At 37.9% G+C, this 14,860-nt stretch carries 13 protein-coding genes and 1 pseudogene; 10 read left to right on the forward strand and 4 right to left on the reverse strand.

The window, feature by feature from the left end; all coding sequences use genetic code 11:
- Positions 1-88: 88 nt before the first annotated feature.
- From ACQKII_RS13055 to ACQKII_RS13080, 6 genes are read left to right on the forward strand one after another with little or no spacing between them, the layout of a single operon-like run.
- Complete coding sequence (locus ACQKII_RS13055) at positions 89-1,306, forward strand: HpcH/HpaI aldolase/citrate lyase family protein (protein ID WP_427459835.1); 1,218 nt, start codon at positions 89-91, stop codon at positions 1,304-1,306.
- Positions 1,263-2,624, forward strand: a complete 1,362-nt coding sequence (locus ACQKII_RS13060; protein ID WP_427459837.1) for a phosphoribosyltransferase family protein — start codon at positions 1,263-1,265, stop codon at positions 2,622-2,624. The genes ACQKII_RS13055 and ACQKII_RS13060 overlap by 44 nt, the downstream gene beginning before the upstream one ends.
- Entirely contained in the window at positions 2,624-3,724 is a 1,101-nt protein-coding gene (locus ACQKII_RS13065; protein ID WP_427459839.1) for a cysteine protease StiP family protein, read from the forward strand. The genes ACQKII_RS13060 and ACQKII_RS13065 overlap by 1 nt, the downstream gene beginning before the upstream one ends.
- A gap of 12 nt (positions 3,725-3,736) precedes the next feature.
- A complete protein-coding gene (locus tag ACQKII_RS13070) occupies positions 3,737-4,549 on the forward strand; it encodes an HAD family hydrolase (protein ID WP_427459841.1) in 813 nt (270 codons plus the stop codon).
- Between the two features lie 26 nt (positions 4,550-4,575).
- The gene (locus ACQKII_RS13075) at positions 4,576-6,207 is read left to right on the forward strand and encodes a YceG family protein (RefSeq protein ID WP_427459843.1); all 1,632 of its coding nucleotides are present in this window, start codon (positions 4,576-4,578) and stop codon (positions 6,205-6,207) included.
- Positions 6,208-6,229: 22 nt separating this feature from the next.
- Entirely contained in the window at positions 6,230-7,270 is a 1,041-nt protein-coding gene (locus ACQKII_RS13080; protein WP_427459845.1) for a toxic anion resistance protein, read from the forward strand.
- A gap of 140 nt (positions 7,271-7,410) precedes the next feature.
- Here ACQKII_RS13080 and ACQKII_RS13085 read toward each other — a convergent pair.
- The 3 genes and pseudogenes from ACQKII_RS13085 to ACQKII_RS13095 all read right to left on the reverse strand — a co-directional run.
- Positions 7,411-8,046 (reverse strand): annotated as a pseudogene (locus tag ACQKII_RS13085) (TerD family protein); the annotation flags it as partial.
- A gap of 392 nt (positions 8,047-8,438) precedes the next feature.
- A complete protein-coding gene (locus tag ACQKII_RS13090) occupies positions 8,439-9,527 on the reverse strand; it encodes an FUSC family protein (protein WP_427459847.1) in 1,089 nt (362 codons plus the stop codon).
- A 142-nt stretch (positions 9,528-9,669) separates the two neighbouring features.
- Positions 9,670-10,956 carry a glutamate-1-semialdehyde 2,1-aminomutase gene (locus ACQKII_RS13095; protein ID WP_427459848.1) on the reverse strand — a complete coding sequence of 429 codons (1,287 nt, stop codon included), beginning with the start codon at positions 10,954-10,956 and terminating at the stop codon, positions 9,670-9,672.
- Between the two features lie 129 nt (positions 10,957-11,085).
- Here ACQKII_RS13095 and bcp point away from each other — a divergent pair, with 129 nt between their 5' ends.
- The 3 genes from bcp (at position 11,086) to perR (ending at position 13,060) form a co-directional block, all read left to right on the forward strand.
- Complete coding sequence (gene bcp, locus ACQKII_RS13100; protein ID WP_427459850.1) at positions 11,086-11,562, forward strand: thioredoxin-dependent thiol peroxidase; 477 nt, start codon at positions 11,086-11,088, stop codon at positions 11,560-11,562.
- Positions 11,559-12,503 (forward strand): D-2-hydroxyacid dehydrogenase, encoded by a 945-nt coding sequence (locus ACQKII_RS13105; protein ID WP_427459851.1) that lies wholly within the window; start codon positions 11,559-11,561, stop codon positions 12,501-12,503. The genes bcp and ACQKII_RS13105 overlap by 4 nt, the downstream gene beginning before the upstream one ends.
- Before the next feature lie 113 nt (positions 12,504-12,616).
- The gene (perR, locus tag ACQKII_RS13110; RefSeq protein WP_427459853.1) at positions 12,617-13,060 is read left to right on the forward strand and encodes a peroxide-responsive transcriptional repressor PerR; all 444 of its coding nucleotides are present in this window, start codon (positions 12,617-12,619) and stop codon (positions 13,058-13,060) included.
- Positions 13,061-13,075: 15 nt separating this feature from the next.
- On the opposite strand, the gene ACQKII_RS13115 is transcribed toward perR, so the two are convergent.
- Positions 13,076-13,432: a YgzB family protein gene (locus tag ACQKII_RS13115; RefSeq protein WP_427459855.1), complete on the reverse strand. Its 357-nt coding sequence runs from the start codon at positions 13,430-13,432 to the stop codon at positions 13,076-13,078.
- Between the two features lie 151 nt (positions 13,433-13,583).
- Between ACQKII_RS13115 and ACQKII_RS13120 the strand changes: the two genes are divergently transcribed.
- Entirely contained in the window at positions 13,584-14,468 is an 885-nt protein-coding gene (locus tag ACQKII_RS13120; RefSeq protein ID WP_427459857.1) for a nucleotidyltransferase-like protein, read from the forward strand.
- The last annotated feature ends 392 nt before the right edge of the window (positions 14,469-14,860 follow it).

A 14,860-nucleotide genomic window follows, 5' to 3' on the forward strand; every position in this document is an offset into this window, starting at 1 on the left:
AAAGGCACTGTATTGGTCTGTAATAAAAGCAGGCTGATACAGTGCCTTTTCCCACTATGTCAATTCTTTTGATGAAGGAGAGAAGTAGATGCAACATTTTGCCACTGAAACGGACGCTATTTTTTATAAAAGGCCACAACCTTTTACAAAATTCGATAACCAAAATATTTTAGCCTATACATTAGGTGCCACATTATATATGCCTGCATCGATGCCTAATATTTCAGCAATGGTTCAATCTCAGAAATATAGAGACCTGACTTCTTTTGTCATTGATTTAGAAGATGCTGTTGGAGATGCAGAGTTAGCGCAATGTGAAGAAAAAATAATAGCGGATATTAACGCGCTTTATACCCTTTATGAAAATAAAGAAATCCAACTTCAAAATTTACCTCTTATATTTATTCGTGTACGTAGTGTCGAGCAATTTTCATTTTTGACAACTACCTTAGGAAAACATCAAGAAGTTCTAACAGGCTATGTATTTCCTAAATTTTCGGCGGTGCAAGGAGCTACTTATTTTGACTTGCTTGAACAAACGATACAACAGCATCAGCTCACGTTATTTGGCATGCCGATTTTGGAAAGTCGTGATATTTTGTATAAGGAATCCCGTATGGATGCGTTGTTTGCCATTAAGGAAGTGCTTCATCAATACAGAGAACGCGTATTAAATGTTCGCATAGGTGCGACTGACTTTTGTGGGATATATGGTATACGTCGTCGTGTAGATTCAACGATTTACGATATAGCGGTTATTCGAGATGGCATTGCGGATATTGTCAATGTGTTAGGTCGTCAGGAAGACGGTTTTGTTATTTCTGGACCTGTATGGGAATATTTCAGTAATCAGCGTGTATTGAAGCCAGAATTGAGAGTGACACCATTTAGTGAAAAAGGAGCGCTACACGCACGCCAAGCATTACTCGATGATTATTTAGATGGCTTGATTAAGGAAGTCTTAATGGATAGACAAAATGGCATTTTAGGTAAAACGATTATTCATCCTAGCCATATTCGTGTTGTACATGCGCTATATGTCGTTTCGTACGAAGAATACCTAGATGCATTAAGCATTGTAGAGCATAATGACGGTCAAAAAGGTGTGATAAAAAGTCATTATTCCAACAAAATGAATGAAATGAAGCCTCATACGAGGTGGGCGCAGCAAATTTTACGACAAGCGCATGTATATGGTGTATACAATGAATCTGTAGATTTCGCGTCCCTTTTATTGAATACTGAAGTAGGAGGAAGTATGGATGCCACAACTGAAGAGCAGGTTGAATATTTTTCAGGACTATGAAATTGATATTACGATAACAGCTAATCCGTATGATTTTGCCGTAACAGATTTATTTAAAATGGCCACACGTATTAATAAAAAGAGAAAATTTTTATTTGTCAGTACCGTTCTTGGCAAGCATTTAGCAGTGCGACCGCAAGTGCCAATACTTACTGGAACATTGCTAGCAATGATGTATCATGAGAAGCTTGTTGGTGAGGAAGCTTTGTTACTTCCAACTATTGTACAGGTACTAAAAAAACAGCAAGGCATGCAAGAAATAGTACAACGAGTAGAAGCACAACCCCTAGAGCTCTTAGAGGAAACATTATTTATTGGTTTTGCAGAAACAGCGACAGCACTTGGGCATGCGGTATTTAATGCTTTTGATTCGAAGGGGATGTATATTCACACTACACGTGAACTTTTACCTGATCTTGAGCCATTTGTCACTTTTGAAGAAGAGCATTCACATGCAACGAGTCACCGCGTTTATTGTGAGCAACCAAATAAGTTGCTACAAGCCAAACGTATCGTGTTAATAGATGATGAGATTACAACTGGAAATACAGTAGTCAATATAATTGAAACACTGCGACATAAATTTCCTGATGTGAAGCATTATTCGGTGTTATCTATTTTAGATTGGCGTTCTGCTCAACAGCAAGCAGTCTTTAAACAAATGGAAAAGAAGTGGGATGTAACGATTGATTTTGTAGCAATGATGGGCGGACAATTTAGCTGTAGTGGAGAGCCGTATTTAACAAGCCAACAAGTGGGAGTAACTATACAGGAGGCTCAAAATCTGTCATTACTATCTATAAAGGAACCGGTTGAACGAAAATGTTATCGCTCGATTGCAGAAAATGGGATTGAAAACGAGGCGCCCTATCTATTAGCAACTGGAAGATTTATGTTGACGTCCGAACAGCATGTGGAACAAAAGCGTACAATAGAGGGGATTGCTCTACAGTTAAAAAAACGAAGAACAGATGGTCCAGCACTTGTTATTGGAACGGGTGAATTTATGTATGTACCGATGCAAATAGCCAGTTTTTTAGGTGAGGACGTTTATGTTCAATCGACAACGCGTAGTCCGATTTATTGTGCACATGATACTGGCTATACAATCTCTGAGAAAATAGCTTTTGAGAGCCCAGAAAATAATGGTGTTGAAAACTATTTATATAATATACAAAATCATCCGTACTCGGAACTTTTTTTAGTCGTAGAACGTATAGCAAATAAAGAGATTGTTGCACGAGTTGTGCATGCACTGGAATCAGTAAGTGACGCAAAAGTTTATGTGATTTGTCTGCATGAATTGGAGGAGGAATAATGCGATTAGTCATGCAACCCGATAAAATGGGGAGTTATTCACCTGAGGATGTTGTCTTTTTACTACGTGATATTAGTAATATCAAACTCGAATTAAACAACGAAAAACGTGAACGTCTGATTCAGTCGGGCACACATTATTCTGAAATGCTACCAGTCGAATATCAACCTTCAGACGCTTATATGACACTTTTTTATAAAACGTTAGATGCCTATGCACAACGTATTGCTACGGCTGTTGGCATTGTTGCGGAACAAATTGTTGCACGCCAAGGGTTAGAGCATTTAGTGCTCGTTAGTTTAGCGAGAGCAGGCACACCGATTGGTATTTTGATTAAGCGTTATATAAAAATGCGTTACAACGTCGGCGTGCCCCATTACACGATTTCGATACTTCGTGGTCGCGGTATTGATGAGACGGCCATTCGTTATATCTTTACAGAACATCCACTAGCACGCATTCAATTTATTGATGGCTGGACTGGGAAAGGTGCGATTACGAAGGAATTGCAACAATCGTGTGAGCTTTTCAATGCAAATCATGAAGCCCAACTGGATGCTACATTAGCTGTATTGGCTGACCCTGGACACTGTACGTCAATTTATGGTACGCGTGAAGATTTTTTGATTCCATCTGCTTGTTTAAATTCAACAGTGTCTGGGTTAGTGAGTCGCACCGTATTGAATTTGCAGTTTATGCAGGAACACGACTTTCATGGAGCTAAATATTATAAAGAGTTAGAGGCTGCTGATGTATCAAACTTGTATATCCACCGTGTGAGTAGTTATTTCAAACAAGTTCAACATGAAGTCGCGCAGAAAATTCGTGCGCACTCACAGTCTCCTGTTACATGGCAAGGCATGAAATCCGTGCAGGCGATTCAACAAGATTTAGGGATTACAAATATTCATTTCGTGAAGCCTGGTGTTGGTGAAACGACGCGTGTGCTACTTCGTCGTATACCTTGGAAAATTTTAATTAATCCTAAGTACATGAACGAACTAGAGCACATTATCTTATTAGCCAAGGAAAAAAATGTCCCTATTGAAGAATATCCGAATATGTCGTACGCATGCTGCGGCTTAATAAAAGAAGTATAGAGGAGAGAATACATGCTACTATTTACATCCGACTTAGACCGTACCCTTATTTATTCAAAGCGTATGATGGCAAATTTCCCACCACTTACAACACCAGTCGAAGCAGAACGAAAAGACGGTGAAGTGATGAGCATGATGACGGAAGCGACAACGAAATTATTGCATCAGGTACATGAGCAAACGTTATTCGTGCCAGTAACTACTCGTGCATTGCATCAATATGAACGCATACATTTGATAAAAGAGCTATGTCCAACTTTTGCAATTACGAGTAATGGGGGTACAATATTAGAAAAAGGTTGTCCGAATGAAGAATGGGCAAAAATATTACGTAAACGTATTGAAGATACCTCGATACCAGATGCTGATATGTTGCGACGCTTTAATATGGTGAAATCCGACAATTGGCTACAACGTTCATTTTATGTTGATGAACTCTTTTATGTTCATCATGTAGACTTAACAGTTTTAGAACCAGATGTAGTCCAGGTAATTATTCAGGAGTTTGATGTGCTTGGTTGGCATGTCCTTTTACAAGGAAGAAAATTATACTTTTTACCAAAAGTGTTAACGAAGGAAGCGGCGATTGCCTATTTAAAAGAACATTGTACATATGATGTGCATGTGGCCGCGGGCGATTCCATAATGGACTACGGTATGCTAGCTATGGCGGATATAGGCTATACACCAGTTCACGGTGATTTAAAAGATAAACAACCACGAGTGCTAGAGAATACAATATATTCAGCTAATAGTGGTGAGGCGTTTACGCAAAGTTTACTTGAAGATGTTTTACGACTAGTAGCAAAACAACCAACTGTGTAAGACCATGTAAGGAGGTGACGTTTTGTATGCAAACAATCACGATAGAATCAGTGTTGGAACGAGATCCTTATGATTGGCTACAAGCGTTTCAAGATTCACCGAAATTGCGTGCACTTTATGAGGAGACAGAGCAACAAATTCGTTTTAGTCGCATTGCCGTTCGCGTATTAGGTGTACCAATAGAAGAAGATGATTATTTTAATTCATTATATACATTGTCACAAAATCCAAGCGTTCATATTTTAAGTGAGGAATTGAATAAACACATTGAACAAAAGGATTTTCAAGCGTTGCAAAGTATTTTAGATCAACATCAACAAACACCCAAAGGCTTGTCTATCAATCGACTTATTGCGATGATGTATGGCCACCAGCTTATTCCAAAGCATGATGATGTTACAATGAATCGTCATTTGCAGTTGGCAACCATTCGCGTTGTGGAGTGCTTTCGTGATCAGCAATCACTGGGTTTACTAGCGAATGATTTTCGGCGTTTTTTAACTGATATGGTGAAATGGCTAAAGAACCACTGGATTCAATGGACGAAGACGATGAAGCCGACAGACGACTTTCCAAAGGTTGTTTGGTATGGCGAAACGACGATTAGTCAGCGGTATTTCTTGTTATTACTGATGGAACTAGGTTGTGATGTGTTAATCTTCCACCCCGCTGCCATTGATGAATTTGCAGAAGTGGATGTAACGAATATATTTTCTATTACGCACGTCTATGCCAGCCAAACAACATTACAGCCATTCCCCGATAAGCTTCGTGACCGTCAAGCAACTGTCGGCTATCGCTCCAGTCAACATTTTGAACAGTTAATGCACGATCAACAATCCGGCGTGTATCGACCATGGCAATTTAAAGATTTTATGCCTCGTTCTTTAACATTACGAATGACATATGACGATATTTTTATTTATGCCAATGAAAAGGCAATGGTACGTCCGAAGTTTGAAGTCAGTGGGAATGAGGTTGTGATTCCTGTGATTTTTGCAAAAATTAGTGGTGTGTCGAGTAGACGTGAAGAGTATTGGCATTATATGCATAAGTTACTGGCCAGTCCACAAACCTTATTTGTGCAAGATTTTCCATATGCGAAAGCGAGCAGAGCCAATTTCCATTTTCATTATAAGCACTGTCTTGTGAATGGGGAATTATCAACAGAACGTATTTTGCAAAGTGACTGGTGGCAGTATGATGAGTTGTCGCTAGAACTACAACAAGCAATTGCACACACCATTAAAACATCTTGTGAACAACCACTTCTGAAACAACTACCAAACGAATCGAAGTATGATTTACAGCTATTTTTATTTAAGCAGATGGCCATGATTCCAAAAGAGATACTGCGTCTATTGCAAAGCTTTGATTATGCACAGGAAGTGCCCAAACTTGTACTTTACCAAGCGCCACAACAGCCTACGTTAGCCCGTGAAGACGCTGCTTTACTTGCATTTTTAAATCGTTTTGGGGTTGATATTGTGTTATACAATCCAACAGGCAAACTCGATTTAGAAAAACATTTGCAAGAGGATACCTTTGATGGACATCGTTTAGAGCATATGGTGTTTGATTTACAATACGAAGAACCAAAGCAGCAAAAGCCTGCGCCAGATAAGATGATCAAAAAACTATTTAATCGCTTTTTTTGATGACTAGGGAAGGGGGCGCAATATGTCAAATGTACCCATCGCACTTGAACAACTGACGCCAGAAACAGCGGAAGATACAAAACGTCAATTATGTCATAATGTCGAAGTGCAGCAAATAGCAAATCGTATTAATATCAAGAATCAACTAGATGTAATGTCACTCGGTAAAGAACCTTCGACGAAACTATCACATTTCTCAGATCAAATATTAAACATGATGGCAAATTCAAAAGTGAATGAATCCGGTGATTTGCTGAAGCAACTTGAAGCGTTAATGTCCAAGTTTGATAAAAAAGAAGTGATCGAGCAGCAAAGCTTTTTCGCTAAGTTGTTTAAGCGTGCGCTGAAAAAAAATGAGGATTTGTTTGAGAAGTACAATTTACTTGGTAGGGATATTGAGAAAATCCATTATCAGTTTGTGCTAATGGAAGAGGCGTTAGCGAATGATAATCGTATGCTTGCACGACTATATCGTGAAGATCTAACTTATTATCTAGAAATCGAAAAATATATTGTAGCGGCTGAAATGAAATTGGATGAAGTGACAACAACGTTAATGCCGATGTATAGAAAACAGAGTGAAGCAGGCAACCAAATTGCAAAAATGGAACTAAATACTTTGCAAACGATTACCGATATGCTGGCACAAAAAATAGATGAACTAGAAAGATCGCGTATGGTTGCTATTTTAGCAGCGCCTCAAATTGAGATGATTCGGAATGGAAATAGTGAGTTAATCGAGCAAATTAATAATGCATTTATAACAACAATTCCAGTCTTTAAAATGAGTATGATGCATGCAGTCAATGAAAAACGTCAAAAACTACAGAATGATTCTGCAGCTGCCTTTGAAAATCGTATGAAACAGTTTGAGGGAGTAAACAGCGATGTAGTGCAACTAAGCTCGGTAATGGCACAGCAACCTGAAAGGCCACAGACACTTGAAGAAATGTGGGATACGATTGTTCTGGGAATTTCTAATTATCGTAAGCTACATGATGAACAAACCGAACAGCGTATGAAAGCAGAGCAACAACTCATGGCGATGCGCAATGAAACCTAAAAAAAGCTGACACCTTTTAGCAAGTAAAATGGTGTCGGCTTATTTATATTGAGGAACTTATTGAGTTGTGGCTGTTAACTTACGGCATAGTGGATGTAGTCGTTAGCAAATATATTGGCGAACGCATTTTAGTAATGATATTATTTTCGTCCGGCACGCCAAGAGAGACCCCAGTGATAGGCATCATCCATTTCTTTATGACCATTAAAATATTCAACAAGGCGCTCAACTTTAAATGTTTCGTTATTTACATTTTCAATCATGGCAATTGCACACATGTTTTTACCATTACGATGTTCATTTAAACGAACTTCAATACTAGGCCCTGTTTCGTAATTAATTGTCACAATTCCATCTGCTTCAGACCAATTAGCTACACCTTCATAAATAAAGGCATATACTAGCACGCGTTTAATATCCTTGACCTTATCGCCATTAATACGTAAATTTTCGCCTCCGCTTACCATGCCAGTGCGATCATCACCATCTAGTTCCACAAAAGGTGGAGAATGCAACTTACCAAATGCATTACCAAGAGCTTGTACGCAACTTTTTGAACCATCCGTTAATTCAAATAAACAACCTAAATCCAAGTCAATTCCGCCGCTCGTTTTAGTGCCAAATAAAGATGATAAAAAACCACCCGAAGGTTTAACAGATTGTTGATTCCAGTTTAAGTTGACAAGGATTTCTCCGATACCTTGATGTTGAGATTTCGTTAAGTTGATGGATTGTCCTTTTTTTGTTAATTCAATCTTGCTTAAATTCACCATGATCCATACCTCCTCGATTATGTAAATTATGATAATTATACTTTATTATAAAAATACTTACAAATTAGTAGAAATTAAAAGAAAAAGAGGCTGGGGCATAACTTTAAATTTTAAGAAAGAGGAGCAAAGTCGTTATTAAATTTTTGCTATCTAAAAATGAAGAAAAATTTAGATGTTCTTCCTTTTGGAGTAAATAAAATTCAGAAGAGAGTACTAGTTGATGGTAGCGAAGGCGGCGACTCCTGGGGGATTAGCGTGACGCCTGAGACTACAGGCTCAGGCCACGCCCCCGGAAAGCGTCCGTCGTAGCGGACATCAACGCTTACAGCAAAAAAGTGTTAGATCGACATCAGTCAATCTAACACTTTTTCTCTTTTGTCCCAGCCTCTCTAAAATTAAATAAACTCTTCTTCAATTTCTAGATTAATTTCCTGACTGTGGTAGCTTTGATACGACACAATCAATGTGTCCAAATGTTCTAGGTTTTCTTCGTAATCTAAAATACGCGATAAAATATATAGGAGGTGATAGCTTGAAAACTCAGTATCCCCTTCTTCATGAGCATATGACACTTGTTTAATGAAAATCTCCATCAATTCATTGCGTTGGACATAATCGATATGCTTGCTCCATTCAGAATGCTCGGGCTTTAATTTGCCTGTATATTTTAATAATAGTTGTTCATGATAGGTGAGGAGAAAATCTAATCGTTCTTGAATCATTAAATGGAACTGGGTCGGTAGTTGTGCTAATTCATTTTCGTGTTTATGCAAACGATGTAGAAGCTCCAAACTTTTCTTCGACGTTGTAATCATTTGTCGGTACACAACAAGTTTTCTTACTTTCACAAACTTTTTATTTTTAATGTAATTTCGCTCTTCTTTATAAAATTCATACAATGTATCGACGCGTAACATACGATCTCTGAACTTACTTATGGCTGCTTTTGTAGATGTATGCTCGGAAGCCTGACGAACAGCGAGTCGTGTCCAACGAATAATATCATCTTGTAAAAAATAAATTTTGCGGAACAGCTTCACTTCGTATTTAGGTGGCAAGAAAAATAAATTGACGACAAAAGCTGCCAATACTCCGACTAAAATGGTTGAAAAGCGAATAAGACCAAATGTAATGAAATCATCGCCTTGTATCTCCATAATCGCTACTACAGTCACAAGAGCTAAAGACAATGATTTTTCAAGTTTAAATTTCAACATGAAACCAATCGTAATGACGACGGCAATTCCTATAGCTACAATATGGTGACCGAATAGTAAACCAAAAATAACAGCAATGGTTGCGCCAATTATATTTGCCTGTACTTGCTCGACAATGGTTTGATATGAACGATAAATAGAAGGCTGAATCGCAAAAATTGCAGCAATTCCAGCAAATACTGGTGAAGGTAAATGCAACAATTCTGCAATAAACAATGCAAAGACAATTGCAACACCTGTTTTAAATACACGGGCACCTAATTTCATAGAAAATGGATGTCCTTTCTGTCTAAAATTTTTAAGCTTCTTTACATTATAGAAGGAAGTGCTGATAAAATACATAGATTTGTGTTTTGCTGAATGAAAAAGGCGACTCTCTAGAGAAAGTCGCCTTCATATTGTCATTTAATTATAGTTGTGAAAATGCATAGTCCACAGCTTTTATTGTTTCGCGAATATCTGCTTCTGTATGTTCTGTTGTTAAGAACCATGCTTCATATTTCGAAGGTGCTAAGTTGATGCCCTGCTCCAGCATTAATTTAAAGAAGCGTCCGAAAATTTCTCCGTTAGAGTTTTCCGCTTGGTCGTAGTTTTCTACTTTCACATCAGTAAAGTAGATAGTGAGCGCACCTTTTAAGCGATTTAAAGTAATCGTAACATCATGCTTTGAAGCAGCAGCTAAAATACCTTCTTCTAAAATGGCACCAAGACGATCCATTTCATCATAAATACCTGGTGTAGCCAATACTTCTAGACAAGCAATACCTGCTTGCATTGATGCCGGGTTACCTGCCATTGTACCTGCTTGATAGGCAGGACCAAGTGGAGCAACTGTATCCATAATTTCTTTGCGACCACCATAAGCGCCGATCGGTAAACCACCACCTATTACTTTCCCAAGTGCAGTCAGATCAGGAGTTAAGCCGAGTAAATTTTGAGCGCCGCCGTAATGGAAGCGGAAGGCAGTAATGACTTCGTCGTGAATTGTTAAAGCACCTTTTGCTTTTGCCGTTGCATGTACTAACTCTAAGAATCCTGGATTTGGCTCTACAATTCCGAAATTCCCAACGATTGGCTCGATTAAAATACCAGCAATTTGATCGCCCCATTTATCCATAGCGTCCGTAAATGCTTCGGGATTGTTAAATGGCACAGTAATCACTTCTTCAGCCGTAGCAGTAGTTACACCTGCTGAATCAGGTGTACCGAGTGTTGCAGGTCCAGAGCCAGCAGCGACTAATACTAAATCAAAGTGACCGTGATAGCAACCAGTGAATTTCATAATTTTTGTACGACCAGTATAAGCGCGCGCAACACGAATTGTTGTCATCACAGCTTCTGTTCCGGAGTTATTGAAACGTACTTTATCCATAGAAGGAATCGCTTCTTTTAACATTTTGGCAAATGTTACTTCATATTCGGTAGGTGTACCGAATAATGTGCCGTTTTCAGCTGCATTTGCAATGGCTTTAGCAATATGTGGGTGACCGTGGCCTGTTACGATCGGTCCATATGCTGCTAAATAGTCGATATATCGGTTACCGTCAACATCCCAGAAATAAGCACCTTTTCCACGTGCCATAGTGACAGGGGAACCGCCACCAACTGCTTTATAAGAACGAGAAGGGCTGTTTACACCACCAACGATATGCTGGAGCGCTTCTGCGTGTATTGCTTCAGATTTTGAGTGATTCATACTATTGCCTCCTAAGTGATAATACTTAATCTATTGTAGACCTATCAGTGTAAGAAATCCAAAGAAAATAAGGAATATGACTTGATTTGTTACTTAGAGTAAAATAGAAAATGCAGAGGAGGAGATTGTATGACTTTAATAGAAGGAAAAAAAGCACCTGATTTTTCACTCATAAATGAAAAAGGAGAAAAGGTGCATTTAACAGATTTTAAAGGACAAAATGTTGTTTTGTATTTTTATCCAAAAGATATGACACCCGGCTGTACAACACAAGCTTGTGACTTCCGGGACAAGCATGATGATTTCAGTCAGCTAAATGCAATTGTGTTAGGCGTTAGTCCGGATGATACAAAGAAACATACAAAGTTCATTGATAAGCATGGACTGCCTTTCTCACTTTTAGTGGACGAGGATCATACAGTAGCGGAGGCTTATGGTGTATGGGTACTAAAGAAAATGTACGGACGTGAGTTTATGGGTATTGAACGTTCAACATTTTTAATTGATTCGGAAGGCAATCTTATGAAAGTGTGGCGCAAAGTACGCGTGAAAAATCATATTGAAGAAGTATATGCATTTTTAGCAGAGCAGGAGGCGACGAAATGAGAATTTATTTTACGTTTGAGCCACGACCAGATTTACGTGAGCCGTTACTCGTAGAGTTTCCACAAGTTGATTTCGTTTTTGAAAGTGGCATATCAATCGAAGAGCTTCAAAAGGCAGATGTGTTAGTTACATATGGCGAAGATTTAAACGAAGAGAACATACAATATGCAACAAAACTCAAGTGGATTTTTGTTGCCTCAGCAGGTGTAGAAAAAATGCCAGCCCAAGCAATCGTAGACCGAGGGATTTTAGTATCAAATGTGCGTGGAATTCATAAAACACCCATGGCGGAATCGATGCTCGCTCATATTCTAGCAATTAAACGTGCATTACCGTGGATGTATGAGCAACAAAAGAAGAGTGAATGGTCAAAAAAAGGGAAACAAACGGAATTACGTGATAGCACAGCCTTAATTTTAGGACCAGGTGCGATTGGATCGGAGGTTGGTCGCTTACTACAAGCTTTTGGAGTGGCAACAGTCGGCTGTAACCGCTCTGGAAAAGAAGCACCATATATGGATGTTATGGTGAGCTTCGATAAACTTTTAGAAGCCTTACCTCAAGCTGATATTGTAATTTCTGTGTTACCAAAAACAACTGAGACAACGCATTTATTGAATGAAGAACATTTTAAAGCGATGAAAAATAATGCTATTTTCATGAATTTTGGACGAGGAAACTTGGTGGACGAAAATGTGCTAATTCAAGCAATTAAAGCTGACGAAATTGGCTATGCAGTACTTGATGTATTTGAGCAAGAACCACTTGTTACGAATAGTCCACTATGGACACTGCCGAATGTTATCGTATCACCGCATATTTCAAGTCATTCTTCACGTTATGTTGAACGCAGCTTAAATATATTTAAGTCAAGCTTGATAAAGTGGCTTGACGGAGATACTGATTTAGAAAATGTTATGGATCTGTCAAGAGGGTATTGAGTTGTAATTTTTCATAAGTAGAATGGGCAATTGTTGACAGATGTTAGCTTTATTCGATACACTATTTATAACAATTATAAATTAATAATACTTATGAAAAGAGGTGCATGACGATGTCTACAACGCATTTACAAGATGCACTTGACACGTTAAAAACAACTGGTGTACGTATTACTCCTCAGCGTCATGCTATTTTGGAATATTTAATACAATCAATGGCCCATCCAACGGCCGATGAAATTTATAAAGCACTTGAAGGGAAATTCCCAAATATGAGTGTAGCTACTGTTTACAATAACTTACGAGTATTCCGTGAAGTTGGTTTAGTAAAGGAGCTGACTTATGGAGATGCTTCAAGTCGTTTTGATTTCGTAACGAATGATCACTATCACATGATTTGTGAATGCTGTGGTAAAATTGTCGATTTCCATTACCCTGGTCTCGATGAAATTGAACATTTTGCATCACAAGTAACTGGCTTTGATGTGCACTCGCATCGCTTGGAAATATATGGTACGTGTCCATCGTGTAAAGTTGTTTCTGCAAAAGTACAATAAAAAAACCTAGCTCTATTAAGGGCTAGGTTTTTTTGTCTTATTATAAGATTGATCGAACTCTTTTCCTTCAAGTGTTGGATCCAATGTTAACGGTTCATTGCAATACATACACATATCCACACGACCTAATACTTTTGTATACTTGTGACAATTAGGGCACTGTACTTGAACTGCCCGTGTTGAAAGAAGGCCAATCCAAGCGTAAACAACTGTACTACCGATTATACAAAGTAAGCCAAGAGTCATAAAGATTAGTACAAGCACGGGATTATTTTTAAAGAAGATGGCTCCATACATGACTACAAAGCCGATAAAAATAAGTGCTAATGCGAATGAACGGATTTTATTAATTTTACTTTTGTAAGGTTTCATATAGCATCTTGCCTCCCAATCTAAAATCTACTATAACATATAAGGACAAAGTATTTTAGCATTGAGTATAAGGAAAGAAGGAATACTTCTAGAGTATGTCGAATTTTTAACGAAATAAAGAGGTCACAAAACGAACAGAGGAGGACTGAGCATGGAGCAAGTTTTGCGTCCAATATACCAAGAACGTGCGAGTCAGTCGAATACAATAGGCGTCATTTTAATGGAAAAGCGCGAAGAGCAAAGTAATGTTACCGATACATTTGATACGGTCTTACTAATAATCGTGAAAGAAGCGGAGCAGCCTGTTTTTACAAAACACTACTTATATGAAGGAAATAAGGTAGCCTTACATACTGTGACAGAGAAATTATTACGCAAATGGTTGTTAATTGGCTCTAACAAAAAGGTGGTCGATTGGATTTTCTTTGGCAAAGTATTATTTGACCGCAATGAATTCCTTCATAAATTAAAAATTGAGTTACAAGAGTTTCCGTTTAATGGTCGTAAAATTAAAACGGGCATTCAATTTTCAAAACTAATTCGACGTTACTTAGAAGGAAAAGAATATTTTGATAAAGGTAGCTATCTTGATGCATACAATCATGTAGTAGACTCATTACATCATTTAGGGCGTTTATCAATTATCGATAGCGGGCTTTATCCAGAAGTAACTGTTTGGGCGCAAGTGAGAAAAATTGAACCAGCAATTTATAAGTTATATGAAGAACTTGTTATGAGTAACGAACCGATTGAAAAGCGATTAGAGCTTTTATTTATCGCAAGTGAATTTCTAATTCATTCGCGCACACAAGATGGTGCTCAACATATATTAGAAGTAATGCAAGCTAAAGAGACATGGACAATTCAAGAATTACATGATCATAACGAACTTGTTAACTACTCTGTTGACCTAGAAGTGTTTGTTGAGTATTTAGTAGACAAAGGTTATATTCTAATTAATCCTGTAGTCGCGAAAAGCGAAATGATATTCCACCGACATTATAAAGTAAATAAAGAGTCTCTAGAAATAGAATAAGGTCTGTAGTATGCTTGTAATCGAGGTATAGAAAATACCTCGATATTTTTTTTGTAAAAAGTATTGACGACTAGTATATTGCTATTGTATTATATTAATTGTCGCTAAGACATAACGAAATTCACTTAGAGAAACAGAAAAAACTTTTTATAAAAAGTGGTTGACACAAACTGAGTGAAATGTTAATATAAAGAAGTTGCTGTAAAGCGACTTAACATGAACCTTGAAAACTGAACAAGCAAAACGTAATCAATAAAGTTTTTAGTAGCTAACTTCGGTAAGTGAACGAAACAAAAATTTGGACATCAAAATTGATGCCAGCAAAACAATTTGAGCTTATCAAATTTCTTTTATGGAGAGTTTGATCCTGGCTCAGGACGAACGCTGGCGGC

Origin of the sequence: Lysinibacillus sp. NPDC048646, assembly GCF_050272295.1 — a bacterium.
GTDB lineage: Bacteria > Bacillota > Bacilli > Bacillales_A > Planococcaceae > Lysinibacillus.